Source organism: Streptomyces azureus (genome assembly GCF_001270025.1).
Classification (GTDB): Bacteria; Actinomycetota; Actinomycetes; order Streptomycetales; family Streptomycetaceae; genus Streptomyces; species Streptomyces azureus.
Map to the genome: position 1 here is coordinate 1 of NZ_DF968212.1, position 25,503 is coordinate 25,503.

The 25,503-nt window shown below is 70.9% G+C and carries 21 protein-coding genes and 3 pseudogenes; 14 read left to right on the forward strand and 10 right to left on the reverse strand.

Features of this window, described 5'->3' with window-relative positions; genetic code table 11:
• From AOQ53_RS05020 to AOQ53_RS05035, 4 genes are all read left to right on the forward strand, one after another.
• A partial coding sequence (locus tag AOQ53_RS05020; protein WP_174523232.1) for an alpha-glucosidase C-terminal domain-containing protein occupies positions 1 to 729 on the forward strand: 729 nt, incomplete at its 5' end.
• Positions 730 to 929: 200 nt separating this feature from the next.
• The gene (locus tag AOQ53_RS05025; protein WP_059415321.1) at positions 930 to 2,372 is read left to right on the forward strand and encodes a maltokinase N-terminal cap-like domain-containing protein; all 1,443 of its coding nucleotides are present in this window, start codon (positions 930 to 932) and stop codon (positions 2,370 to 2,372) included.
• Between the two features lie 36 nt (positions 2,373 to 2,408).
• The gene (gene glgB, locus AOQ53_RS05030) at positions 2,409 to 5,237 is read left to right on the forward strand and encodes a 1,4-alpha-glucan branching enzyme (RefSeq protein WP_078945159.1); all 2,829 of its coding nucleotides are present in this window, start codon (positions 2,409 to 2,411) and stop codon (positions 5,235 to 5,237) included.
• 131 nt (positions 5,238 to 5,368) lie between these two features.
• On the forward strand, positions 5,369 to 5,779 hold the full coding sequence (locus AOQ53_RS05035; RefSeq protein WP_059415322.1) for a hypothetical protein: 411 nt from the start codon (positions 5,369 to 5,371) through the stop codon (positions 5,777 to 5,779).
• A 17-nt stretch (positions 5,780 to 5,796) separates the two neighbouring features.
• Here the strand turns inward: AOQ53_RS05035 and AOQ53_RS05040 are convergent, their stop codons facing one another.
• The 4 genes and pseudogenes from AOQ53_RS05040 to AOQ53_RS05055 form a co-directional block, all read right to left on the reverse strand.
• Positions 5,797 to 8,028: a HelD family protein gene (locus tag AOQ53_RS05040; protein ID WP_059415323.1), complete on the reverse strand. Its 2,232-nt coding sequence runs from the start codon at positions 8,026 to 8,028 to the stop codon at positions 5,797 to 5,799.
• A gap of 182 nt (positions 8,029 to 8,210) precedes the next feature.
• Positions 8,211 to 8,525, reverse strand: a pseudogene (locus AOQ53_RS05045) (thioredoxin family protein).
• Positions 8,522 to 8,973: pseudogene (locus tag AOQ53_RS05050) on the reverse strand (MerR family transcriptional regulator). Before AOQ53_RS05050 ends, AOQ53_RS05045 begins: the two co-directional pseudogenes overlap by 4 nt.
• A 29-nt stretch (positions 8,974 to 9,002) precedes the next feature.
• Positions 9,003 to 9,512 (reverse strand): Lrp/AsnC family transcriptional regulator, encoded by a 510-nt coding sequence (locus tag AOQ53_RS05055; RefSeq protein WP_236711598.1) that lies wholly within the window; start codon positions 9,510 to 9,512, stop codon positions 9,003 to 9,005.
• 45 nt (positions 9,513 to 9,557) lie between these two features.
• On the opposite strand from AOQ53_RS05055, the gene AOQ53_RS05060 reads away from it, so the two are divergent.
• Together AOQ53_RS05060 and AOQ53_RS05065 are read left to right on the forward strand one after the other, a co-directional pair.
• Positions 9,558 to 10,472 carry an NAD-dependent epimerase/dehydratase family protein gene (locus AOQ53_RS05060; RefSeq protein WP_078945161.1) on the forward strand — a complete coding sequence of 305 codons (915 nt, stop codon included), beginning with the start codon at positions 9,558 to 9,560 and terminating at the stop codon, positions 10,470 to 10,472.
• Between the two features lies 1 nt (position 10,473).
• Positions 10,474 to 11,364 carry an aldo/keto reductase gene (locus tag AOQ53_RS05065; protein WP_059415326.1) on the forward strand — a complete coding sequence of 297 codons (891 nt, stop codon included), beginning with the start codon at positions 10,474 to 10,476 and terminating at the stop codon, positions 11,362 to 11,364.
• Positions 11,365 to 11,370: 6 nt separating this feature from the next.
• Here the strand turns inward: AOQ53_RS05065 and AOQ53_RS05070 are convergent, their stop codons facing one another.
• Together AOQ53_RS05070 and AOQ53_RS05075 are read right to left on the reverse strand one after the other, a co-directional pair.
• Positions 11,371 to 12,870: an AAA family ATPase gene (locus AOQ53_RS05070; RefSeq protein WP_059415327.1), complete on the reverse strand. Its 1,500-nt coding sequence runs from the start codon at positions 12,868 to 12,870 to the stop codon at positions 11,371 to 11,373.
• A 41-nt stretch (positions 12,871 to 12,911) separates the two neighbouring features.
• A complete protein-coding gene (locus tag AOQ53_RS05075) occupies positions 12,912 to 14,576 on the reverse strand; it encodes a DHA2 family efflux MFS transporter permease subunit (RefSeq protein WP_059415328.1) in 1,665 nt (554 codons plus the stop codon).
• A 109-nt stretch (positions 14,577 to 14,685) separates the two neighbouring features.
• On the opposite strand from AOQ53_RS05075, the gene AOQ53_RS05080 reads away from it, so the two are divergent.
• Complete coding sequence (locus tag AOQ53_RS05080; protein ID WP_059415330.1) at positions 14,686 to 15,303, forward strand: TetR/AcrR family transcriptional regulator; 618 nt, start codon at positions 14,686 to 14,688, stop codon at positions 15,301 to 15,303.
• 81 nt (positions 15,304 to 15,384) lie between these two features.
• Here AOQ53_RS05080 and AOQ53_RS05085 read toward each other — a convergent pair whose 3' ends face one another.
• The gene (locus AOQ53_RS05085; RefSeq protein ID WP_059415331.1) at positions 15,385 to 16,779 is read right to left on the reverse strand and encodes a cation:dicarboxylate symporter family transporter; all 1,395 of its coding nucleotides are present in this window, start codon (positions 16,777 to 16,779) and stop codon (positions 15,385 to 15,387) included.
• A 177-nt stretch (positions 16,780 to 16,956) separates the two neighbouring features.
• On the opposite strand from AOQ53_RS05085, the gene AOQ53_RS05090 reads away from it, so the two are divergent.
• The 5 genes from AOQ53_RS05090 (at position 16,957) to AOQ53_RS05110 (ending at position 22,627) form a co-directional block, all read left to right on the forward strand.
• A complete protein-coding gene (locus AOQ53_RS05090) occupies positions 16,957 to 18,645 on the forward strand; it encodes a sensor histidine kinase (RefSeq protein ID WP_059415333.1) in 1,689 nt (562 codons plus the stop codon).
• A complete protein-coding gene (locus tag AOQ53_RS05095; protein WP_059415334.1) occupies positions 18,642 to 19,340 on the forward strand; it encodes a response regulator in 699 nt (232 codons plus the stop codon). Before AOQ53_RS05090 ends, AOQ53_RS05095 begins: the two co-directional genes overlap by 4 nt.
• Positions 19,341 to 19,468: 128 nt before the next feature.
• Complete coding sequence (locus tag AOQ53_RS05100) at positions 19,469 to 20,836, forward strand: extracellular solute-binding protein (RefSeq protein WP_059415336.1); 1,368 nt, start codon at positions 19,469 to 19,471, stop codon at positions 20,834 to 20,836.
• A 16-nt stretch (positions 20,837 to 20,852) separates the two neighbouring features.
• Positions 20,853 to 21,782, forward strand: coding sequence for a carbohydrate ABC transporter permease (locus tag AOQ53_RS05105; RefSeq protein WP_059415338.1), 930 nt, complete (start codon positions 20,853 to 20,855; stop codon positions 21,780 to 21,782).
• Positions 21,783 to 21,787: 5 nt separating this feature from the next.
• Positions 21,788 to 22,627, forward strand: a complete 840-nt coding sequence (locus AOQ53_RS05110) for a carbohydrate ABC transporter permease (RefSeq protein ID WP_059415340.1) — start codon at positions 21,788 to 21,790, stop codon at positions 22,625 to 22,627.
• A 408-nt stretch (positions 22,628 to 23,035) separates the two neighbouring features.
• Here the strand turns inward: AOQ53_RS05110 and gudD are convergent.
• Positions 23,036 to 23,179: pseudogene (gudD, locus tag AOQ53_RS40400) on the reverse strand (glucarate dehydratase); the annotation flags it as partial.
• A gap of 9 nt (positions 23,180 to 23,188) precedes the next feature.
• On the opposite strand from gudD, the gene AOQ53_RS05115 reads away from it, so the two are divergent.
• Positions 23,189 to 23,497, forward strand: a complete 309-nt coding sequence (locus AOQ53_RS05115; RefSeq protein WP_408055138.1) for an IclR family transcriptional regulator domain-containing protein — start codon at positions 23,189 to 23,191, stop codon at positions 23,495 to 23,497.
• A gap of 17 nt (positions 23,498 to 23,514) precedes the next feature.
• On the opposite strand, the gene AOQ53_RS05120 is transcribed toward AOQ53_RS05115, so the two are convergent.
• Positions 23,515 to 24,039: a hypothetical protein gene (locus tag AOQ53_RS05120; RefSeq protein ID WP_236711599.1), complete on the reverse strand. Its 525-nt coding sequence runs from the start codon at positions 24,037 to 24,039 to the stop codon at positions 23,515 to 23,517.
• A 135-nt stretch (positions 24,040 to 24,174) separates the two neighbouring features.
• Between AOQ53_RS05120 and AOQ53_RS05125 the strand changes: the two genes are divergently transcribed.
• Complete coding sequence (locus AOQ53_RS05125) at positions 24,175 to 24,648, forward strand: hypothetical protein (protein WP_059415342.1); 474 nt, start codon at positions 24,175 to 24,177, stop codon at positions 24,646 to 24,648.
• 173 nt (positions 24,649 to 24,821) lie between these two features.
• Here the strand turns inward: AOQ53_RS05125 and AOQ53_RS05130 are convergent, their stop codons facing one another.
• A complete protein-coding gene (locus tag AOQ53_RS05130; protein WP_059415344.1) occupies positions 24,822 to 25,271 on the reverse strand; it encodes a PPOX class F420-dependent oxidoreductase in 450 nt (149 codons plus the stop codon).
• Between the last annotated feature and the right edge of the window lie 232 nt (positions 25,272 to 25,503).

Here is a 25,503-nt window from a genome sequence, read left to right on the forward strand (position 1 = left end):
TTCCTGCGCAACCACGACGAGCTCACGCTCGAGATGGTCACCGACGAAGAGCGCGACTACATGTGGGCCGAGTACGCCAAGGACCCACGGATGCGCGCCAACATCGGCATCCGGCGCCGTCTAGCCCCGCTGCTGGACAACGACCGCAACCAGATCGAGCTGTTCACGGCCCTGCTGCTGTCGCTGCCGGGCTCGCCGATCCTGTACTACGGCGACGAGATCGGCATGGGCGACAACATCTGGCTCGGCGACCGGGACGCCGTGCGCACGCCGATGCAGTGGACTCCGGACCGTAACGCGGGGTTCTCCTCCTGCGATCCGGGACGGCTGTTCCTGCCCACGATCATGGATCCGGTCCACGGCTACCAGGTCACGAACGTCGAGGCGTCCATGGCCTCGCCGTCGTCCCTGCTGCACTGGACCCGCCGCATGATCGAGATCCGCAAGCAGAACCCGGCCTTCGGTCTCGGCTCGTACACCGAGCTGCCGTCGACGAACCCGGCGGTCCTGGCGTTCCTGCGGGAGTACGAGGACGACCTGGTGCTGTGCGTGAACAACTTCTCGCGTTTCGCGCAGCCCACGGAGCTGGATCTGAGCGCCTTCGAGGCGCGGCACCCGGTGGAGCTGTTCGGCGGGGTCCGGTTCCCGGCGATCGGCGAGCTGCCGTATCTGCTGACGCTGGCAGGTCACGGGTTCTACTGGTTCCGGCTCCGCAGGGACTCCCTGTGAGGCCTGAGGCGGTCTGAGAGGACCTGATCAGGCCTGAATTGCGGGGCGGGCCGCAAACCCCCGTGGCGGGGCGTTTCTCCCGCCCCGCCCGGGGCACGCATCAGTAACACCCCGCCCACCCGCGTGAGCCGGAGGGGCGCCGCCGGCACCTGCTGAAGGCCCCGGAGGCGCACCAATCATGGGTGAAAGGACGCGACGCCATGTCGGAAGCCGTCACACGCACCGTCACCACCCCGCCCGGCCTTCTTGCCTCCCTCGATCCGCTGCTGCGGGAGTGGCTGCCGCGGCAGCGCTGGTTCGCGGGCAAGGGGCGTCCGGTCACCGGGTTCACGCTGGTCGAGGCCACCGAGCTGCTCCCGTCCAACGGCAAGCTGGGCCTGTACCACCTGCTCGTCCGCGCCCACCAGCCGCTCGTGCCCTCCCATGGCGCGCCCGGCCATCCCGGCGACTGCTACCAGCTGCTGATAGGCGTGCGCGAGGCGCTGCCGCCTCGGCTGGCGCCCGCGCTGATCGGACACCTGTCGACGGGGCCGCTGGCCGGCCGGACGGCCTACGACGCCCTGCACGACGCCCGGCCCGCCGAGCTGCTCCTGGAGGCGCTGCGCACCCAGGCCCGGATCGGCGGGCTCCGCTGCGAGCGGGACCTCGACCAGGACATCCGGTCCGGTCTGGTGCCACGCGTGGTGACCGCGGAACAGTCCAACTCGTCGATCGTCTACGGAGATACGTTCATCCTGAAGCTGTTGCGGCGGATCGTGCCCGGGGTCAACCCGGACCTGGAACTGCCGCTGGCGCTGGCGCGCGAGGGCTGCCCCCGGGTGCCCGCGCCGACGGCCTGGATGGTCGCGGACGTCGACCCCACGGCGGACCCGGTGATCTCCTCCGGCGCGGCCGACCTGACCGGCCAGCCGTACGTGCTGGGGGTGCTCCAGCCGTTCGTGCAGGGCGCCTCCGACGGCTGGGAGCTGGCGCTGCGCGAGCTGGCCAAGGGCGAGGACTTCGGCGCCGAGGCGCGGGCGCTGGGGCGGGCCACCGCCGAGGTGCACACCGCGCTGGCCCGGGCGCTGCCGACGGTCACGCTCGGTCACACGCAGCTCCAGTTCATGGTGGACGGCATGATCGAGCGGCTGGAGGCGGCCGTCCAGGCGGTGCCCGCGCTGCGGCCGTACGCCGACGGGCTGCGGTCGGCGTTCACGGCGCTGGGCGATCTGGCCGCCGAGGGCCGCACCTGGACCGCGCAGCGCGTGCACGGCGATCTGCACCTCGGGCAGTGCCTGCGCTCGCCGGCCGGCGAGTGGTGGCTGATCGACTTCGAGGGCGAGCCGGCCCGGCCGCTGGCCGAGCGGCGCATGCCGCAGCCGGCGGTGCGGGACGTCGCCGGCATGCTGCGCTCCTTCGACTACGCGGCCCGCTCGGCCGATCCGCCGCAGCCGGACTGGGCCGAGACGTGCCGGTCCGCCTACTGCTCCGGGTACGCGGAGGCCTCCGGCCTCGATCCGCGCACCGACCCGGTGCTGCTGCGTGCCTACGAGACGGACAAGGCGATCTACGAGGTGGTGTACGAGGCCCGGCACCGCCCAGACTGGCTGCCGGTGCCCCTGGCCGCCATAGACCGGCTCGCCTCGTCCGGCCACCTGACCTGACCTGACTGACCCACCTGCGTCCTGGAGGCTCCGCCCGTGACCCCCCGCCCTGAGTCCAGCGGTTCCCGTCCCAAGGGGACGGCCGGGGAGAAGATCCCCGAGCAGCCCACGGCCGCCCAGAAGAAGAGTGCCGCGAAGAAGACGGCGGTGCCGAAACAGGCAGCGGCCAAGAAGGCGACGGACCCCGCGAAGAAGGCCGCCGTCAAGAAGACGGCCGCCACGCAGTCACCCGCGACGAAGGCCGCGGCCAAGAAGACGGCCCCGGCGAAGACGACCGCGAAGACGACCGCGAAGAAGGCCGTCGAGAAAAAGGCCGTCGCGAAGAAGGCGGCTCCTGAGCAGGCCACCGCGACGAAGGCCACGGCCGAGAGGGCGACCGCGAAGAAGACGGCCGCCAAGAAGACGACGGCGAAGAAGACCACAGCCAAGAAGGCCACAGCCACCAAGGCGACGGCCACGAAGGCGGTTGCCAAGAAGGCGACGACGAAGAAGGCGGTCGCCAAGAAGGCCACGACTGCGAAGGCGGCCGCCACCAAGGCCACCGCCGCCACCAAGCCTCTCGCCAAGAAGGCCCCCGCGAAGAAGGCCACGGCCAAGAAGGCCACCGCAGGGACAGCCACCGCGGGGAAAGCCACCGCCGCGCCCGCCCAGACCGTCCCGCCGGAGATGGAGCTCGCCGTCTCGCCCGCCCTCGGCTCGGCGGACCGCGACCGGCTGCTCAACGGCACGCACCACGACCCGCACTCCGTGCTCGGCGCACACCCCGTGCCCGGCGGGATCGCGTTCCGGGCGTTCCGGCCGTACGCCCTGTCGGTGACCGTCGCCGCCGGCGAGGTGCGGGCGGTGCTGCAGGACGACGGGGAGGGGTTCTTCTCCGGCCTGCTGCCGCTGCGGGAGGTCCCGGAGTACCGGTTGCTCGTGGAGTACGAGGGGACGGTCCTGGACACCGAGGACGCCTACCGTTTCCTGCCCACCCTGGGCGACCTCGACCTGCACCTGATCGGCGAGGGCCGGCACGAGGAGCTGTGGACGGCGCTGGGCGCGCACCCGATGACCCACCAGGGCGTGACCGGCACCCGGTTCTCGGTGTGGGCGCCGAACGCGCTCGGCGTGCGCGTGGCCGGCACCTTCAACTTCTGGGACGGCACCGGCCACGTCATGCGGTCGCTGGGCTCCTCGGGCGTGTGGGAGCTGTTCCTGCCGGACATCGGCGAGGGCGAGCTGTACAAGTTCGAGATCACCCGCCCCGACGGTTCGAAGACGATGCGCGCCGACCCGCTGGCCCGCCGCACGGAGGTGCCGCCCGCGACCTCGTCGGTCATCACGTCCTCCGGGTACGAGTGGGGCGACGCCGAGTGGCTGGCCCGGCGCGCGGAAGCCCCGGCGCACGAGGCGCCGTTCTCGGTGTACGAGGTACATCTGCCGTCCTGGCGGCCTGGACTGACGTACCGTCAACTGGCCGAGCAGCTCCCGGGCTACGTGAAGAACCTGGGCTTCACGCACGTGGAGCTGATGCCGGTCGCCGAGCACCCGTTCGGGGGCTCCTGGGGGTACCAGGTCACCGGGTTCTACGCGCCGACGGCCCGGCTGGGCACGCCCGACGACTTCCGGTTCCTGGTCGACTCGCTGCACCGGGCCGGCATCGGCGTGCTGATGGACTGGGTGCCCGCGCACTTCCCGCGCGACGACTGGGCGCTGGCCGAGTTCGACGGCCGGCCCCTGTACGAGCACGCGGATCCGCTGCGGGCCGCGCACCCCGACTGGGGCACGCTGGAGTTCGACTACGGGCGCAACGAGGTGCGCAACTTCCTCGTCGCGAACGCCTTGTACTGGTGCGAGGAGTTCCACATCGACGGGCTGCGCGTGGACGCGGTGGCGTCGATGCTCTACCTCGACTACTCGCGCGAGCCGGGCCAGTGGACGCCCAACGAGTACGGCGGCCGGGAGAACCTGGACGCGGTGGCGTTCCTCCAGGAGATGAACGCGACGCTCTACCGCAGGGTGCCCGGCGTGGTCACGATCGCCGAGGAGTCGACCGCCTGGGACGGCGTCACCCGGGCCACGCACCACAAGGGCCCGAGCGGCTTCGGCGGGCTCGGGTTCGGGCTGAAGTGGAACATGGGCTGGATGCACGACTCGCTCCAGTACATGAGTTACGAGCCGGTGTACCGCAAGCACCACCACCACGAGATGACGTTCTCGATGGTGTACGCGTACAGCGAGAACTACGTCCTGCCGATCTCCCACGACGAGGTCGTGCACGGCAAGCGCTCCCTGGTGTCGAAGATGCCGGGCGACTGGTGGCAGCAGCGCGCCAACCACCGGGCGTACCTGGGCTTCATGTGGGCCCACCCCGGCAAGCAACTGCTGTTCATGGGGCAGGAGTTCGCCCAGGGCGCCGAGTGGTCCGAGGCGCATGGCCCGGACTGGTGGCTCCTCGATCCGGGCTACGGGGCCGAGGCCGAGCACCGGGGCGTGCGTGACCTGGTCCGCGACCTCAACACCGTCTACCGCGCGACTGAGGCGCTGTGGCGGCTCGACACGGACCCGGCCGGCTTCGAGTGGGTGGTCGGGGACGCCGCCGACGACAACGTCCTGGCGTTCCTGAGGCTGGACCCGGAGGGCAACCCGCTGCTGTCGGTGTCCAACTTCGCGCCGGTCGTCCGCCAGGACTACCGCCTGGGCGTACCCGAGGACGTCCCGGCCTGGCACGAGGCGGTCAACACCGACGCCGCCGTCTACGGCGGCAGCGACGTCACCAATCCCGACCCGGTCAAGCCGGAGGCACAGCCGTGGCACGGCCGCCCGGCGAGCATCCGGCTGACCCTGCCGCCGCTGTCGACGCTGTGGCTGCGCCCGGCGTAGGCGGCCTGTGACATCGCTGTGACGGGAGGCGTGGCTTCCGTCACAGCCCGTCCGGTCCGGGCCTGGTGGGGTGGCGGCATGCGCTGTGCCACCCCACTCACGTCTCAGGCCCTGCCCCCGCGGGGAAGAGGGTGACTCTGCTCCCGGTCTTCCTCGGGCTCGTCGTCTGCTGGGTCGCGCTGCGAGGGCTGCTGGCGCATCCGCTGCTGCCGCTGGGGGTGCGGACCTCGGTGTTCTGGGCGGTTCCGCTCGGCGCCGTCACGTGGATGTACATCATGGCCGCGGACGACTACGTGCTGTTCCCTGATACGGCTCCCTGCCCCAGGGAGCCGTATCAGGAGGGCGTCATCGGCAGCGGCAGGGTGTCGGGCGTCTCCACGCCGTTTCCGCCGCGCGCCTACTGCCGGTGGAAGGACGGCATCGTCTACGACCTCGCACCCGGGGCCGAGTTCCTCTTCTGGGTCTTCTTCGCCCTGACGGTCGTCCCCCTCGCGGCCGGACTGTGGCACGCCCTGCGGGATCCGAAGTCCCTCCTCCGGTAGGCGCGTCCGCCAGGGGGTTACGCGAACGCCTCCGACAGGGACTCGGGCAGCTCCCCGGTGTGCAGCACCCCCAGTCGCTGGGTGGCCCGGGTCAGGGCGACGTACAGGTCGCTCGTGCCGTAGCGGGCGGGTTCGACCACGAGGACGGAGTCGAACTCCAGGCCCTTGGCCTGGCGCGGGTCGAGGAGGACGACCGACTGGGTGAGGTCCGGTTCGGCGCCCGCCGTCACGCCGTCCAGCCGGGCCGCGAGGCCGCGGTGGAGGTCGCGCGGGGCGATCACCGCGAGCCGTCCCTCGTCAGGGGTGAGCTCCTCGGCCGCCTTGGCGACGGCGCCCGGGAGGTCGTCGGTGGCCCGCGCCCAGGGGCGTACGCCCGTGGAGCGGACCGAGCTCGGCGGCTCGAACTCCGGCTGCTCGGCGCGTACCACGGCTGCGGCGACGTCCATGATCTCGGCCGGGGTGCGGTAGTTGACGCCCAGCCGGGTGTGCTCCCAGCGGTCCTCGACGTACGGGGCGAGGATGCCGGACCAGGAGCCGACACCGGCGGCCTCCGCGGTCTGCGCGGGGTCGCCGACGAGGGTCATCGAGCGGGTCGGGCTGCGCCGCATCAGCAGCCGCCACGCCATCGGCGACAGCTCCTGCGCCTCGTCCACGATGATGTGCCCGAACGCCCAGGTGCGGTCGGCGGCGGCGCGCTCGGCGGCGCTGCGGTGGTCGTCCTCCTCGTGCCGTTCGGCGAACCGCTCGGCGTCGATGATGTCGTGCGCGGAGAGCACCTCGGAGGACTCGGGGTCGTCCTCCTCCTTGTCCTCGAACTCGTACGTGCGGGACGCGTACGACACGTCCAGCACTCCCTGCGCGTAGGCGATCTGCCGCTCCCGCTCGCGCTGCGCGCGCTCCCGGGCCAGCCGGTCGTCCTCGCCGAGGAGTTCGGCGGCCTCGTCGAGCAGCGGCACGTCCGCGACGGTCCAGCGCCGCGTCACCGGGCGGCGTACGGCGGCGGCGTCCTCGGCGGGCAGGAACTCCTCGGGTGCGGCGAGGAAGTCGGCGACGAGCCGCTGTGGGGCCAGCAGCGGCCACAGCTGGTCGATGGCCGCCCAGACCTCGGGGTTCTCGGCGAGGTCGTCGCGGATCTGGGTGATGTCGCTGGGGTCGAGCAGGCTGGACCCGTCGAAGGGATCGGTGCCGATCCGCTCGGCGTACAGCTCGGTGAGGGTGTTGAGGATGTGCCCCTCGAAGTGCTCGCGGGCGGCGTTGTGCGGCAGCTTCGCGGCGCGGGTGCGCTCGCGGGCGACGCCGACGAGGCCGTCGTCCAGCATGAGCACCTCGCGCTCGTGCTCGATGGTGATCACCGGGTCGGGCAGCGCCTGCCGGCTGCGCACGACCTCGGCGAGGACGCCGGCCATCTCCGCGCGGCCCTTCACGGCGGCGGCCTCGGGCGTGTCGGTGGCGGTCGCCTTCACCCCGGGGAACAGCTCGCCGACGGTCGCGAGGAGCACGCCGGTCTCGCCGAGGGAGGGCAGCACCTCGCCGATGTAGCCGAGGAACGCCGGGTTGGGCCCGACGATCAGCACCGCCCGCTTGGCGAGCAGTTCCCGGTGCTCGTACAGCAGATACGCGGCGCGGTGCAGGGCGACGGCCGTCTTGCCGGTGCCCGGGCCGCCCTCCACCACGAGCACGCCGCGGTGCGGGGCGCGGATGATGCGGTCCTGGTCGGCCTGGATGGTCTGCACGATGTCGCTCATCCGGCCGGTGCGCGCGGAGTTGAGCGCGGCGAGCAGCACGGCGTCGCCCGTCGGGTCCTCGTGGCCCGTGCGGGTCTCGTCGCCGAGGTCGAGGATCTCGTCGTGCAGGTGGGTGACCCGGCGGCCGTCGGTGGCGATGTGCCGCCGGCGCCTGAGCCCCATCGGGGTGTGGCCGGTGGCCAGGTAGAAGGGGCGGGCGACGTCGGCACGCCAGTCGATCAGGACCGGTGTGCGGTCGGCGTCGTCCCTGCGCAGGCCGATGCGCCCGATGTGGTGGGTCACGCCCGAGGTGAGGTCGATCCGGCCGAAGCACAGGGAGCCGTCCACCGCGTTCAGCGCGGCGAGCAGTCCGGACCGCTCGGCGACGAGGATGTCCCGCTCCAGTCTGGCCTGCATGGGGGTGTCGCCCTGCGCGAGCGCGTCCGTGACGGAGGTCTCGGCGTCGCCGCGCAGCGCGTCCACGCGCGCGTACAACCCGTCGATGAATTCCTGCTCCTGCCGCAATTCATCGTCCGGAAATTCGGTGTTTGACAATTCCGCTCCCGCCCGGATATACTGTGCTCACTGAACTTAACTGTGGCTTCAATCGACTTGAAGTCACGAACAGACAAATATACGCAAGGAAATCCCCCGAGCGCAATTGCTCGGGGGATTTCGTCGTTTCGGACCGTATCCGGGCGCGTCGCCTACAGCACGTCGGCCAGTTCCTCCAGCAGCCGCCGCTTGGCCCGCGCGCCCACCATCGCCTTCACGGGCTCACCGCCGCGGAACACCATGAACGTCGGCATCGACAGCACCTTGCAGGCGTTCGTGGTCTACGGGTTGGAGTCCACGTCGAGCTGCACCACCTTCAGCCGGTCGCCCTCCTCAAAGGCGAGGGCCTTCAGCACCGGCCCCATCTGCCGGCAGGGCGGACACCAGTCGGCGGTGAACTCCACCAGCACCGGCAGGTCCGCGCCGATCGCCTCCGCCTCGAAGTCCGCGTCCGTCACGTCGATCACCACGTGTGCCTCCCCAACTCGCACTGCGGCTCCGGGCCTCCCGGAGTCTCCGCCTCGGCGGCCGGCTCGGCCCGCGCCAGCTGCCGGGCGACCGTCTCCCGCACGGCCGTCAGCTGACCGATCAGGGAGTCGAGTTCGTCCAGCTTGCGCCGGTAGACCGCGAGCGACGCCGGGCACGTGTCGCCCTCGGGGTGCCCGGCCCGCAGACACTCCACGAAGGGACGCGTCTCCTCCAGGTCGAACCCGAAGTCCTGCAACGTCCTGATCTGCTCCAGCAGTCTCAGGTCGAACCCGTCGTACGTCCGGTACCCTCCCCCAAGCTCTCGGCTTCGCTCGAGCAGGGGGGACCCCCATCCTCACGCCGCGCGGGCAGCCGCCCCCGCGACTCGTAGTACCGCAGCGTCCGCGTCGTGGTCCCGGCCCGTGCGGCCAGCTCGCCGATTCGCATACGGTCGAACGTAGTCCTTGACGCCGACGTCAAGGCAACAGCGGCTTCCGCTCCACCGGGGAGGTCAGCACGATCGACGTCGTGGTGCGGCCCAGCGCGGAGACCGCCTCCAGCACCTCCTCCAGGTGGACGGTGTCCCGGACGGCGGCCTTGAGGATCCAGCAGTCCTCCCCGACCACGTGGTGCACCTCGGTGATCTCGGGCCGCTCGATCAGTTCCAGGGTCCTGGGATGTTTGAGGTTGTAGCCGCCGTGCGGGTCGACCCGGATGAACGCCTGGATGCCGTAGCCGAGCCGGGCCGGCACGACATGGGCGCCGTAGCCGCTGATCACGCCCGCCGCCTCCAGTCGTCGCACGCGCTCGGTGACCGCCGCCGGGCTGAGCCGGACCCGGCGGCCCAGCTCGCTGAGCTTGATCCGGCCGTCGGTCTGGAGCAGCTGGAGGATCTGCCGGTCCAGGGCGTCGAAGGCCACCGAGGTTTCGTCGGCGGCGGTGCGCGGATGCCGTGGTTCTTTCGGCGTAGCCGCCTGAACTCCCATGGTTCCCCCTTCAAAGCGTGGATGTGCGCCAGGAGAATTATGGTCATGGAAAAGGCCCTGGAAGTCCTGGTCATCGGCGGGAACCGTTACGTCGGAAAGCGTCTGCTCGCACGGCTGCTCACCGAAGGGCACCGCGTCACCGTGCTGAACCGGGGATCATCTCCGCCGCCGGCCGGGGTGGAGCAGCTGGTCGCCGACCGGGACGACGAGCGGTCCCTGACCGAGGCGCTCGGCTCGCGCGTCTTCGACGTCGTCGTCGACCAGGTCTGCTACACACCCCGCCAGGCGGCACTCGCCCGCCGCGTCTTCACCGGCCGCACCCGCCGCTATGTGATGACCTCCACGGTCGAGGTGTACGAGTACGAGGACTCCCCCGCCCTCGTGCGCGAGGAGGCCGTCGACCCGGCCACGGTCACCGTGGAGCTCGGGCTGCCCTGGGACGACCCGGCGTTCCTGGAGGCCAACTACGGGGAGGGCAAGCGGCAGGCCGAGGCGGTCCTCGCGGCCGACGGCCCGGCGTTCCCGTACACGGCGGTGCGAGTGGCCCATGTGCTGGGCGGGGCCGACGACTTCACCGGGCGGCTGGCGCACTACGCCGAGCGGATACGCACCGGCGAGCCGATCGCCGTCCCGGTGGTGAACCGGCCCGCCACCTACGTCCACGTGGAGGAGATCGGCCGGTTCCTCGCCTGGGCGGCGGGCGAGGACTTCACCGGGCCGGTGAACGCCGCCTCCCACGGGACGCTGACCACCGAGGAGTTGTGCGAGGCGGTTGCCGCGCACGTCCCGGGCGGCCGGACCGTGTTCGGGCCCGTCGAGGTCGGCGAGGTCTCCCCGTTCTCCTTCCGCCGCTCCTACGGCATGGACAACGCCCGGGCCGCCCGGCTCGGCTTCACCTTCACCGACGCCCGGCAGTGGCTGCCGCGTGCCGTCGCCGAAACGCTCGGGAAGGGCGACTGACATGCGGTACAGGACACTTGGCGGGCTGCGGGTGAGCGCGATCGGGCTCGGCGCGATGCCGCTGTCCATCGAGGGCCGGCCGGACGAGACGCGCGCCCTGGCCACCGTGCACGCCGCGCTCGACGCGGGCGTGACCCTCCTCGACACGGCCGACTCGTACCATCCGCCGGGCGCGGAGCCCGGCCACAACGAACGTCTGCTGGCCCGCGCGCTGGCCACGTACGGCGGTGACACCTCCGGCGTGCTGGTGGCGACGAAGGGCGGCCGTGGCCGTCCGGCCGGCGGCGACTGGACGGTGAACGGCTCCCCGCGCCACCTCAAGGCCGCCGCCGAGGCCTCCCGCAAGCGCCTCGGTGTGGAGACGATCGGCCTCTACCAACTCCACAAGCCGGACCCCGCGGTGCCCTTCGAGGAGTCGGTCGGCGCCCTGCGCGAACTGCTCGACGCGGGCACGATCCGGCTGGCCGGGGTGTCCAACACGGACGCGGACCAGATCCGCCGGGCGCGCGAGATCCTCGGCGAGAAGCTGGTGTCGGTCCAGAACCGGTACTCCCCGGCCGTCCGGGACAGCGAGCCGGAGCTGCGGCTGTGCGCGGAACTGGGGCTGGCGTTCCTGCCGTGGAGCCCGCTGGGCGGGCTGGCCCGCAGCTCCCTGGACGGGCCGTCGCGCACCGAGGGCAGGGAGCGCCTGGCCGCCTTCCACGAGGTCGCGGCGGACCGCGGTGTCAGCCCCCAGCAGGTCGGCCTGGCCTGGCTGCTGGCGCGCTCCCCCGCCGTCGTCCCGATCCCGGGGGCGAGCCGGCCGGAGACGGCCAGGGACTCGGCGGCCGCGGCGGACCTGCGGCTCAGCACGGAGGAACGGGCACGCCTGGACGAGGCCGCCGGGCCCTGAGGCCGGTCACTCGAAGGAGTCGTCCAGCCCTTCCTCCGCGTCCTCGGCGCCCCGCACCCCGAGCAGCCGCCGGGTCAGCCGGTCGTGGTCGGAGAGGAGTTCGTCCAGGGCGGCGCGGACGTCCCGCGCCTCGGTGCGGGGCGACTCGCGCTCGGCGGCGATCAGCACGGACCGGCGGACGAGCTCCTTGGTGAAGGACGCCGTCGTGCCCTCCGTGCGGGCCACCACCTCGTCGGTGATCTCCTGGTCCAGGCCGAGGCCGGAGCCGTACAGACCCAGCAGACGGGCACGGCCGTCCGCGTCCGGCAGGGGGATCTCCACGGCCAGGTCGACGCGCCCGGGGCGCTGGGCGAGGGCCGGTTCCAGCAGGTCGGCGCGGTTGGTGGTGAGCAGGAAGGCGACGTCGGCGTCGTCGCCGAGGCCGTCCATCTCGTTCAGGACCGTCAAGAGCAGCGGCTGCTCGCCACCGCCGTAGTCGCGGGCCTCGGCGATCAGGTCGCAGTCCTCCAGGACGACCAGCGCGGGCTGGAGCATCCGGGCCAGGGCGCAGGCCGGGCCGATGGCCTCGATGCTGGTCCCGGACAGGACGACGACCGTGAACTCGGGCAGGTGGGACAGGAGGTAGCGGATGGTGTGGGTCTTGCCGGTGCCGGGCGGGCCGTACAGCAGCAGTCCCCGGCGCAGGTGCTGGCCGGCCGCGCGCAGTTGCTCCCGGCGCCGGGCCACGCCCACGACCTGCCGCTCCACCCGCTCCAGCAGTCCGTCCGGGAGCACGATGCCGTCCCTGGTCAGTCCGGGCCTGCGGTGGAAGCGGAACGGTCCGAGGCCGGTGCCGAACTCCGAGCCCTCGAAGGACAGGATCTGCCCCCGGAAGATGTTGAGTTCGCGCACGAGCACGTCGATCTCGGCGAGCAGCCGGTCGGCGAACGCCTTCTCCCCGGCCAGCACCTCGATCTCCACCTTGTTGCGCCCGTACTCGTCCTGCGGCCCCCGCAACAGCACGGCGAACCGCTCCTCGCCCTCCGCCCCGAGGTAGAAACCGCAGGACACACAGGCGAGTTCGGCATCGGGCGAGACCGGCAGCTGGGCGTAGTCGACGGCCCCGACGGTGAACCGGCCGTACCGGTTGGCCGCTTCGAGGATGTCGCCGAGCGTCAGGTCACCGTGGTGCTGCGCCCCGCGCATGCCGATGAGCTCGAACGACCGCCCCTCCCCCGCGAACCAGCGTTCCAGCGCGAGATGCACGTTGGGCAGGTCGTAGGAGGGATAGGCCACCTTGACCACGGGCCGCTCCCCGGCGCCGGCCCCCAGATGCTCCCGGAGCCGTCCGGACAGATCACGAGCACCGTCACGGTCCTGCCGCCCGGGCCGGGCCACCGCCATCAGGAACTCCTGGAACAGCTCACCGACCTGCTCCATGGACAACGGAGACGCCTCCCGCTCCGCCCCGTACCGGGCCCGGTACTCGTTCGAGCTCATGATCTCGACCTCGCCCGCTTCCCCCATGCGTCCCTCCACACGTCAGGCCTCTTCTCGGGGGCGCGGAACTAACCGACGGACTCCGACTCCCTGTCCTCGGCGCCTTCGTCCACGGGCTCCCCCTTACGCGGCAGCAACACAGCCACGACCACCGTACCGACACCCAGGATCACGGCCCCGGCCGAACTCGTGTGCGCGACCGCGTCGGCGAAGGAGGACCCCACCGCGTCGGCCATCTGCCGGGCTCCGTCGGCCAGTTGCCCGGCCTGCGCCCGCAGCCGCTCCGCCTGCTGCGGGTCACTCGTGTGCGCCGCCTGCTCGGCCAGCTGCCTGGCCCGGTCCCCGATGCCCTGCGCCACGGCGTACCCGGCCCCGACGGAGTCCTGAGCCGTCTCCAGGGAGGAGCCGGGGAGCCGGCTGCCGGCCGTCGCGTCCGAGAGATGCCCGGAGTACGACGTCGCCAGGAGCGAGCCGAGGATGGCGATGCCGAGCGAACCGCCGAGCTCCAGCGACGTGTCGTTCACCGCGCCGCCGACGCCCAGCTCGGACTCCGGGAACGCCCCCATGATCGCGTCCGTGCAGGGTGACAGCGCGAGCCCGATCGCGAGGCCGAGCACGATCAGGGGCGCGACGAAGTCGCCGTACGACGACCCGGAGTCGACCTGGGTGAGCAGCGCCAGGGCCGCCGTGCCGCCGACCATGCCGGCCGTGACGGTCCACTTCATGCCGACCCGCGGGGTGAGGTAGCCGGTGAGGGCGGAGCCCACGAAGACGGCACCGGCCAGCGGGAGCATGCGCATACCCGTGTCCAGGGCGTCGTAGCCGAGGACGAACTGGAGGTGCTGGGTCAGGTAGTAGAAGGCACCGAAGACGGCCAGGAAGAACAGTGCGACGGCGAGGTTGGAGCCCGCGAAGCGCCGGTCGGTGAAGCGGCGCACGTCGAGGACGGGACGCGGGTGGCGCAGCTCCCAGAGCACGAAGGCCACGAGCGCGACGCCCGCGACGCCGGCCGCCGTGACGGCCTTGGCGCCCCAGCCGAAGTGCGGACCCTCGATGATCATGTAGACGAGCGCGGCGATCCACACCACCGACAGCAGTCCGCCACCGTAGTCGATACGCCCGTGGTGACCGGCCTTGGACGGCGGTACGAGGGCGAGCGCGCCGACGATCGCCAGTGCGGCGACGGGGACGTTGATGAGGAACGTCGACGACCAGCCGTGGTGCTCCAGCAGCGCCCCGGCGACCAGCGGACCGGCCGCGATGGCGAGCCCGGCGGTGGCGGTCCACAGGGTGATGGCCTTGGCGCGTTCGGCGCGCGGGAAAGTCGCCGCGAGCAGGGACAGTGTGGCGGGCATGATCATCGCGGCGCCGGCGCCCATCACGGCACGCGCCGCGATCACCGCGTCGGCGCTGCCGGCGAGGTAGCCGGAGACGGCGCCGCCGGCGAACACGACCAGCCCGAGGACGAGCGCGCCCCGGCGGCTGTACTTGTCACCTATCGCGCCGAGCAGCAGCATCAGCGCGGCGTACGGGACGGTGTAGCCGTCGATGACCCACTGGAGGTCGGCGCTGGACAGGCCCAGGTCCTCGGTCATGTCCGGCGCGGCGACGGTGAGGGCGGTGTTCGCCATCACGATGATCAGCAGGCTCAGGCAGAGCACGAGGAGCGCCCACCAGCGCCGGGCGTAGGGGCGGTCCATCCTCTCGGCCGGTTCGGTCATGACGAGTCGCATGGCAGGGGTCGCCTTCCTCACTGACTTGCACAGGGGTGTGCATTTGCACAGCACTGTGCAATGTACGTCGTTGCACACCGCTGCGCAAATCGATGGAGGAAGGGGCACAATGGCGTCCATGACCACGGGCACCACCAGCCGCGCCGACGCCAACCGGCGCCGCATCCTCGACGTCGCCCTCGGCGAGCTGCTGCGCGACCCCGACGCGTCCATGGACCAGATCGCACGCGCCGCGGGCGTCGTACGGCGGACGGTGTACGGGCACTTCCCGAGCCGCGAGGCGCTGATCAGCACGCTCGTCGACGAGGCGGTTCAGGCCCTGTCGGCCGCGCACGCGGCGGGCCGCGAGGGGGTGGAGGACCCGGCGGAGTCGGTGGCCCGCTCGGTGCTGGCGGTGTGGGAGCTCGCCGACCGCTACCGGCTGCTGATCGCGCTCGCCCAGCGCACGGTCACCATGCAGGGCATCAGGGAGCGGCTCGCCCCGGTCCGGGAGGCCGCCACCGGCGTGCTCCGGCGCGGCCTCGACGAGGGCGTCTTCAGCTCACCGCTGCCGGCTCCGGCCCTGGCCTACGTGCACGAGCAGATGCTGGTCGCGCTGATGGAGGCGGTGAACGACGGGCTCGTGGCAGCGCAAGAGGCGGGCCACTGCGCCGCGGTCACGGTACTGACCGCGGCGGGCGTGCCCGCCTCTGAGGCCACCGAACTGGTGGCGAAGCTGAACGATTGATCTTCTCTGCGTACGAACCGGGCGGCTGAGCGACGGGGGGACACTCAGCCGCCCGGAGTCTCGGGGCGCGGCGCGCGGCCGTCAGGCCTTGGCCAGCTCCTTCTCGCCGCCCTGGTCGGGCACCTCGGCGTGGTCCGCGGCGGGACCGCCGTGGCCGTCGTCGAGCAGCGTCTCCTCGTCGAAGGGCAGCTGACCGGCCAGGACCTGGTTCACGCGGTCCTTGTCGATCTCCTTCGTCCAGGTGCCGATCAGCACGGTGGCCACGGCGTTGCCGGCGAAGTTGGTCAGCGCGCGGGCCTCGCTCATGAAGCGGTCGATGCCGACGACGAGGCCGATGCCGTCCACCAGGGCCGGCTTGTGCGACTGAAGACCGCCGGCCAGGGTCGCGAGGCCGGCGCCGGTGACACCGGCGGCGCCCTTGGAGGCGACCAGCAGGAAGAGCAGCAGCGGGATCTGCTCGCCGACCGACATCGGCGTACCCATGGCGTCGGCGATGAACAGCGAGGCCATGGTCATGTAGATCATGGTGCCGTCGAGGTTGAAGGAGTAGCCGGTCGGGACGGTGATGCCGACCACCGGCTTGCTGATGCCCAGGTGCTCCATCTTCGCGATGAGCCGCGGAAGCGCGGACTCGGAGGAGGAGGTGGACAGGATCAGCAGGAACTCACGGCCCAGGTACTTGAAGAGGGTGAAGATGTTCAGTCCGGCGACGACGCGCACCAGGATGCCGAGCACGATGAAGACGAACAGGAAGCAGGTGACGTAGAAGCCGAGCATCAGCACGGCGAGGCTCTTGAGCGCCTCCAGGCCGGCGGAGCCGGTGACGGCGGCGATGGCACCGAAGGCACCGATCGGGGCGGCCCACATCACCATGGCGAGGATGCGGAAGACGAGCCGCTGGATGTGCTCGATACCGCGCAGGATCGGCTGGCCCGCCGAGCCCATGCCCTGGAGCGCGAAGCCGGCGAGCAGGGCGATCAGCAGGGTCTGCAGGACCGACTCGTTGGTGAAGGCGGACACGATCGTGGTCGGGATGATGCCCAGCAGGAAGTCGGTGGTGTTCGTGGTGGCCTCGGGGTCGACCTGTGCGTGACCGGCCTCCTTGACCGCGTCGGTCATCGCGAGGGCCGAGCCCGGCTCCAGGATGTTGCCGACGACCAGACCGATGCCCAGCGCGACCAGCGACATGATCGTGAAGTAGACCAGGGCGATACCGCCGACGGCACCGACCTTGGCGGCCTTCCGTACCGAGCCGATGCCCAGCACGATGGTGCAGAAGATGATCGGCGAGATCATCATCTTGATCAGGTTCACGAAGCCGGTCCCGATCGGCTTCAGCCCGACCGCGAAGTCCGGTGCGGCCAGACCCACCGCGATACCGGCGGCGACCGCGATGATCACCGCGATGTAGAGATAGTGCGTGCGGTCCCGCTTGGCTTTGGGTGCGGCAGGTGCCGTATCGGCTGCGCTGGTCACGGCGGCCCTCCTTGACGACGTCGTCGGCATCACCGGCGTGCGGCTCACGTCCGGGAAAAAGGGAGCGGGGCTCCCGGAGATGCGTTATGGGGAATGCCGTGACTATGTCCTGCTGTGTGAGCGCGGTCACCCTTCCGTTCATATAGTTCACAATCAGCCACGAGGCAGACTGACGACATGCGCTTCTCCGTCCCCGGTCCCCGCAGCCTGGCGGGCCAGCTCTTCGCCATGCAGGCCGTCCTGATAGCGGTCGTCGTGGCCGGATACGCGCTGTTCACTTACGCCAGTGACCGCAGCCAGGCCGAAGAGGCGGCGACGCGCCAAGCCAGGGCGGTGGCGCGATCCGTCGCCGACTCCCCTTCCGTGCTGGAGGCGGCCCACACCTCCGACCCGACCGCCCGGCTTCAGCCGTACGCGATGCGGGTGATGCGGGACACGGAGGTCGACTTCATAACGATCATGAACCCGCGGGGCATCCGCTGGACGCATCCCGACCCGGACCAGATCGGCCAGCCCTTCCGGGGCCACACCGAGAAGGCCCTGAGGGGCGAGACCTTCGACGAGACCTACACCGGCACGCTCGGCCCCTCGGTCCGCGCGGTCACCCCGATCCAGGACGGCAAGAAGATCGTGGGCCTGGTCAGCGCGGGTATCCGGGTCGAGGAGATCACCCAGCGGGTGCAGGACCAGCTCACGGCCCTGCTCGGCGTCGCGGCCGGCGCGCTGGCCCTGGGCGCCGTGGGCACCTACGTCATCAACGCCCGGCTGCGCCGCCACACCCACGGCATGAACGCGGCCGAGCTCAGCCGGATGCACGACTACCACCAGGCCGCCCTGCACGCCGTACGCGAGGGGCTGCTGATGCTGGACGGGCAGTACCGTGTGGCGCTGATCAACGACGGAGGGCGGGAGCTGCTCGGCGTGGCCGGGGACGTGGTGGGCAGGTCGGTGGCGGAGCTGGGGCTGCCCGCCCCGCTGACGGGTGCCCTGCTGGCCTCGGAGCCGCGGGTGGACGAGGTGCATCTGACGGCTTCGCGGGTACTGGTGATCAACACCTCGCCGGTGTCGGGCGGTGAGCGGCGCGGTACGGTCGTCACCCTGCGCGACGTCACCGAACTCCAGTCTCTGATGGGCGAGTTGGACTCCGAGCGGGGCTTCACGCAGGCGCTGCGCTCGCAGGCGCACGAGGCGGCGAACCGGCTGCACACGGTCGTCTCGCTGATCGAGCTGGGCCGGGCGGAGGAGGCGGTGGAGTTCGCGACGGCCGAGCTGGAGCTGGCACAGGCGTTGACCGACCAGGTAGTGGCGGCGGTGAGCGAGCCCGTGCTGGCGGCACTGCTGCTGGGCAAGACGGCCCAGGCGAACGAGCGGGGCGTGGAGCTGATGGTGTCGGAGGACAGCTGCCTGGACGACGGTCTGCTGCCGGAGTCCCTCCCGTCGCGGGACCTGGTGACCATCCTGGGCAACCTGATCGACAACGCCGTGGACGCGGCACAGGGCAGCGTGCGGGCGCGGGTGACAGTGGCGGCGTACACCCAGGAGACCGAGGATCCCGAGGCCCTCGATGACGCCCCGGAGCTGGTGCTGAGGGTCTCGGACACCGGCCCGGGCGTGAATCCGGAGCACGCCGAGGCCGTCTTCCAGCGGGGCTTCTCGACCAAACCGGCGGGGCCGGGCGGCCGGGGGCTGGGGCTGGCCCTGGTACGGCAGGCGACACAGCGGCACGAAGGGACGCTGTCGGTGTCGGAGGCCGACGGGGGCGGAGCACAGTTCGAGGTACGGCTGCCGCTGCGGGAGCCGGGGGCGGTGGCCGAGGGCGTGACATCCAGCACCTCGGTGTCCAGAGGCGCTGGAGGCAACGCATGACGAGCGACACCACCCCCGAGAGGGCCATCCGCGTCCTGGTCGTCGAGGACGACCCGGTCGCCGCGGACGCGCACGTCCTGTACGTCGGCCGGGTCCCGGGGTTCGTCGCCGTGGGCAAGGCGCACACGGGCGCGGAGGCACGCCGGGCCCTGGAGCGCACGCCCGTCGACCTGCTCCTCCTCGATCTGCACCTGCCGGACGTGCACGGACTGCAACTGGCGCGGTCCCTCCGGACGGCCGGGCACCACGCGGACGTGATCGCGGTGACGTCGGCGCGCGATCTGGCGGTCGTGCGCGAGGGCGTCTCACTCGGAGTCGTGCAGTACGTCCTGAAGCCGTTCACCTTCGCGACCCTGCGGGACCGCCTCGTGCGGTACGCCGAGTTCCACGCGGCGGTCGGCGAGGCGAGCGGCCAGGACGAGGTGGACCGGGCGCTGGCGGCCCTGCGCGCCCCGGGCCCGGCGGCCCTGCCGAAGGGGCTGAGCGCACCGACGCTGGAGCGGGTGACGGTGGCCCTGCGCGACAGCGCGGAGGGCCTCACGGCCGCCGGTGTGGCGGAGACCGTGGGCATCTCCCGCATCACGGCCCGCCGCTACCTGGAACACCTGGTGGACGCGGGCCGCGCGGCCCGCCGCCCGCAGTACGGCACGGTGGGACGGCCGGAGCTGCAGTACCGCTGGGTCACCGGCCACTGACGGGTTGTCAGCCAGGTCGGCCACGACCGAACCGGCGCACACGCATTGACCTGACCAGACCAACCAACTTACGTTCACCACGCAGCCGTCCCGGCCACAACGAAGTGCGTCCGTAGGAGGTTCCTGCCGTGCGCCCCACCGCCGCATTCACACCTCTCCTCGCCTTAGCCCTCACCGCGACCGCCCTCACCGCCTGCGGTGGCGGTGCCGGCAGCGACCCCGACACCGTGAAGGTCTCCTTCAAACAGTCCACGGACAACTCCATCAAGGTGATGGACACCTATCTCGCGGACATCAAGAAGCAGTTCGAGAAGGCCCACCCCGGCAAGAAGGTCGAGCTCGTCCCGATCAAGGCCCCGGACTCGGAGTACTACACCAAGCTCCAGCAGATGCTCCGCTCCCCCAAGACCGCCCCCGACCTGGTCTACGAGGACACCTTCCTCATCAACTCGGACATCACCAGCGGCTATCTCAAGCCCCTCGACCCCTACCTCGCCAAGTGGCCGGACTGGAACCGGTTCATCGACACGGCGAAGGCGGCGGCCAAGGGCGAGGACGGCAAGACGTACGGCGTCCCCGACGGCACCGACACCCGCGGACTCTGGTTCGACAAGGGCATCTTCGCCAAGGCCGGCCTTCCCGCCGACTGGCAGCCGAAGACCTGGAACGACGTCCTGACCGCGGCCCGCACCATCAAACAGAAGGTCCCGGGCGTCATCCCGCTCAACGTCTACACGGGCAAGCCGGTCGGCGAGGCCGCCACCATGCAGACCTTCGAGATGCTGCTCTACGGCACGAACGACGGCCGTACGGACCCCCTCTACGACAAGAACGCGAAGAAGTGGATCGCCGGCGGCCAGGGCTTCAAGGACGCCCTCGCCTTCGTCGAGACGGTTTACAAGGAGAAGCTGGGCCCGGACGTCTCCGACGCGCTCGACCCGAACGTCATGACCCGGGTGCGCGGCGAGTGGCTACCGAAGGGCAAGCTCGGCATCGCCCTCGACGGCTCCTGGCTGCCGCAGGACTGGCTGCCCGGCAGCGGCCACGAGTGGCCCGAGTGGTCCGAGAAGCTCGGCCTCGCCGCCATGCCCACGCAGCATGGCCAGGCGCCCGGCAAGGTGAGCATGTCCGGCGGCTGGACCTGGTCGATCCCGGCCAAGGCCGGCAACCCGAACCTGGCCTTCGAGTTCATCAAGACGATGCAGACCAAGGCCAACGCGCAGAAGTGGTACGTCGCCAACTCCGGCATCGCGGTCCGCGAGGACGTGGCGAAGGACCCCGGATACGCCACAGCCCAGCCCGGCATCAGGTTCTTCACCGACCTGGTGCGCAGCACCCATTACCGCCCCGCCTACCCGGCCTACCCCAAGGTCTCCACGGCCATCCAGGAGGCCATGGAGGGCGTGACGACGGGTGACATGTCGGTGGACGAGGCGACGGGCGACTACGTGGACGCCCTGAAGGACGCCACGGACAACCAGGTCGTCGAGCGGTAGGCGACGGTACGCCCGGATGACCGCCACAGCACCGCACACCGACCTCGGAAAGACGCCCGGCCCCACGGCTCCCCTCCGCCCCCCGCGGGGCCCGGGCGTGCTGGTCCGGGCCCTCCCCCTCACCCCCGCCGTCGTCCTCCTGCTCCTCTTCCTCGCCGGCCCGATCGCCTACTGCGTCTACATCGCCTTCACGGACCTCCAGCTCACCGGCCAGGCCCAGGACTCGTTCGTCGGCTTCGAGAACTTCACCCGGGCCTTCGGGGACGAGGCGTTCCTCAACGCCGTATGGCTGACGCTGGTGTTCACCGTCCTGTCGTCACTGGTCGGGCAGAACACGCTCGGCCTCGCCCTGGCGGCGCTGATGCGGCGCGCGTCGAAACCGGTCCGTACGCTCACCGGCGGCATCGTGGTCACCGCCTGGGTACTGCCGGAGGTGGTGGCCGGCTTCCTCCTCTACGCCTTCTTCCGCCGCGAGGGCACCCTGAACGCCATCCTGGACTGGCTCCACCTGCCCTCCCAGAACTGGCTGTTCACGCTGCCCATCCTGGCGGTGTCCTTCGCCAACGTCTGGCGCGGTACGGCGTTCTCCATGCTGGTCTACTCGGCCGCGCTGAACGAGATCCCCAAGGAGATCACCGAGGCCGCCGAGGTCGACGGGGCCGGCGGCTGGCGCCGCATGTGGCACATCACCCTCCCCATGATCCGCCGCTCCATCGGCACGAACCTGATGCTCAACACCCTCCAGACCCTCTCGGTCTTCGGGCTGATCTGGGTGATGACCAGGGGCGGCCCGGGCGGCAAGAGCCAGACGCTGCCGCTCTTCATGTACGAACAGGCCTTCCAGAACAGCCTGATCGGCTACGGCACGGCGGTTGCCCTGCTCCTCCTCCTGGTCGGCTCCCTCTTCTCCCTCGTCTATCTGCGCCTGCTGCGGACGGAGGTCTGACCCGCATGGCAGTCACACTCGCCTCCCGCCGCACGACCCGTCGCCTGGCGGCGGACGCGGGCCTCCTGGTGCTCGCCGCGGCCTTCGTACTCCCCCTGGCCTGGGTGGTCCTGTCCTCCCTCGACCCCCACGCCGACCTCCGGGTGAAGGCACCCGACGGCCTCACCCTGGACAACTTCGACGCGATCCTGACCCCCGGGATCACCTTCACGCCGCTGCTGAACAGCCTGATCCTGTGCGGCAGCGCGACGCTGCTGACGGTGGTCTGCGCGGCCCTGGCCGCCTACCCGCTCTCCCGCTTCCGCTCCCGCTTCAACCGCCCGTTCCTGCTGACGATCCTCTTCGCGACGAGCCTGCCCATCACGGCGATCATGGTCCCGGTCTACGCGCTCTTCGTCCGAGTGGACCTGATCGACACGATGCAGGGCACGATCTTCTTCTTCGCCGCGTCCCAACTGCCGTTCGCCGTCTGGCTGATGAAGAACTTCATGGACGGCGTGCCGAAGGAACTGGAAGAGGCGGCATGGACCGACGGGGCGTCGTCCCTCCAGTCCCTGATCCGGATCGTGCTGCCCCTGATGGGTCCGGGCGTGGCCGTCGTGACGGTCTTCTCCTTCGTCATGATGTGGGGCAACTTCTTCGTCCCCTTCATGCTCCTGCTGACGCCCGACCAGATGCCGGCGTCCGTCAGCATCAACGACTTCTTCGGGAACCGGGGGATGGTGGCGTACGGGCAGCTGGCGGCGTTCTCGATCGTCTACTCCACGCCGGTGATCCTTCTGTACGTCCTGATCGCCCGCCGCCTGGGAGGGGGCTTCGCACTGGGCGGGGCGGTGAAGGGCTGAGGGCGGCGCCCGGCGCTGCGAGGTACTCGGCGTTGTCACTGGGGCCGGGTGGGTCCGCAGCCCGGCGTTGCGGGGTGCCGCTGCGCCCACCCGTGCCGCCCCAAGCGGCACGACTGCCCGCAGCCAAGCGGGAACGGCGGCCCGCAGCGGCGGCCTGCGGCAGCTGAACGGGAGGCGCCCGCAGCTGAGCGGGCCCGCACCCGCGCACGCACGGAAGGGGACGTGCCGGGGGGTGTCCGCCCGTAGCGGTTGGCGCGTCAACGCCAGTCAGCCGGCGTCCGACCCCATCGCGCCCTTCCGAGGACGGACGCCCCCCGGCGCGGCCCCGGCCCACCACCGCCGCGAAGGCACGACACACGCCCCCACCGAAGCCGCACAGGCCGCCGCAGGCACCCCGCCACCCGTCGATCACCGCACCGGACACGGCCGCTTGCCGTCGAACTCCCAGCCAGGCACCAGGTACTGCATCGTCACCGCGTCGTCCCGGGCGCCCAGCGCCTTCTCCCGGTACAGCTCGTGCGCCGCCAGCAGCCGGTCCATGTCGAGCTCGACGAACTCCCGTTGACGGAATGGCCGTCGCCCGCCCTCACGGAGAACACCCACACCGACCGGACGGCACTCCGCACCGACCTGGCCCGGGTGCGCGAGCGCGGCTACTCCATCGACCTCGAGGAGACGGTACCCGGCATCACCGGCTTCGGCTTCGCCCTGCGCTACAGCACCCCGGCCGTCGACGCCATCATCTGCTCGGTCCCGGTGGCCCGGCTGGCCCCGGAGCACGAGGCCCGCATCCTCTCCGTGATGCGGGACATCCGCGCGAGGATCGAATCCCGGCTACCACCGGTGCCGGGCGCACCCGACTGGCGCTAGAGCGCCGCCGCGCATCGTCACTCCACGGGTGACACTCCGAGGTCACGACGCATCGTCGCCCTCATGGCACGGAGCAAGTCCCAGATCTCTGCTTGGGCCTGTGCAGCGGTGGCCGCCGTCTCCCCCGGCTCGGGCTCTCCGCGCTCAAGGCGCTTCACCTGGCCGTAGACCTTGTTCAGGGCTTGGTTGACCACGCTCGCACGGGCGAGCACCTCGTCAGGGGCGATCATTTGTGCTGCGGAATAACGATCGCGATGGGTTCTCTTCGCTTCATCGAGTGCCTCCCTGTCGGCTTCCTCGACATTGCCTTCCCGTATGGCGTGCAGGTGGTGGTTGAGTGCCGTGGTGAACTGACGTGCGTCCCGATTGAGTTCCACGTAGCAGGTACGTCGCAGGAGCAGGTTCTCGCGGGTTTCCTCCTGGTCGCGGACCAGCTCTATCTCTCGGCGTTTTGCCTGCTCGGCGGCACGTTGGGTAAGAAGTGATCCCCCCAGCGTTCCAGCCACACCTGCCACAGCGATCATCACCGCACCGAGATCCACAGACCCTCCTTGAAGCCGCTTGGGACCCCATGACCGCTGCTCGTTGACGCACTGTCAAGCGCCCGGGTCTGCCGGCGACGGGGGTTGTGAAATCACGGGCCGGCACGCCGGAAGCGGCCAGTAGCCTCAGGCGCCATGGGCATTCAGATCGATGTAGTGGTGGGTTACCCGGTCAACGATGAGGTGGAGAGGGTGCTCGGGTTGGCCGAGGCGGTCGGCGAGCCCGTCACTGTCACGTTCCTGTGGGAGGGGCGGGAGAAGGCGGAACGCGCGGTGCTGGTGCCCGCGGCCACGCTGGCGCTCTGGGAGCATTGGGCCCCCACCGCCTACCCGAAGAATGACGCTGGGGACGACAACGGGGCCATGACAGAGGAGCCGGAACTGGCCCACCCAGCGGAATTCGGCGCGTTCACGCTCTTTCGCCGTCGGGCGGGAGGGCGCACGGCAGTTGCTCGCAACGGTGTGGTGGTCGCCGAACTACTGGACCCCGACGAGGCGCACTGGCTCCAGGAGAAGGCCCGCGACGTCCGCCAAGGCTTCATGGACCCGAAGCAGAAGGCGGCGTTCGAGGAGTTCCTCGCCCGGCAGCCACCCCTCGATGAGCAGTGACGCGCCGCCTCAGGCTTCGCGGCTTCGCAACAGGACACCCGACCGCGACTGACCAGCGCACTCAGCGACTGTGCATCCTCCCGGACAGCCCGGACGCTGGACGACAAGCCAGGGAGTTGCCGCGGAAGAGATTCCCGGCGCGGTCACCCCCGGCGAGCCGTACAGGCCACCCCTCAGCCGGCCGTCCCGTCCGGCAGGACCCCGGCCCGGAACGGCTCCACGCCCTCCAGCCTCCGTACCCGCGTCGGCTCGATCAGCAGCATCACCCGGCGTTCCCCGGGCAGTAGCCACGGATAGCGGTCCTCCCCGAGGTACTTGCGCGCGAGCCGGTCCATCGCCCGCTCCGCCTCCTCGCCCTCCACGAACCGGACGACCTTCCCCCGGATCTCCGCCCGGTCGTACGGATTCTCAGGGTCGTGGTGGGACAGCGAAACGTACGGATTGCGCCGCAGATTCTCCTCCTTCACCCGCCCGATGGAGGTGTTGACCATGACGTACTCCCCTTCGATGTCGGCCCACATGGGCGACACCTGGGGCGCTCCGTCCGCACCCACCGTCGCGAGGTGCCAGAAGTTCGTCGCGAGAAGACGCTCGCGAATATGCCCGTCGAGCTTGCCGTTCACCTGAGTGGCCACCTTTCCGGGCCCATACTCACCAGGCCCGGCGCCATCCTCGCCGCACCTCCGCCCCGAGCGACAGACGATCTTCGGCCCCGGTCGAACCCGCCGGTAGCCGTAGCTTCCTACAATCCGTGATCCTGGCCGAACAGACCGTAGTCACCGCAGCCCCGCACCCCTAGCTTGTGGCCCGTGCGCCGACCTTCAGCCCGCCCGAGCCAGCCCGCACCCCACCCCC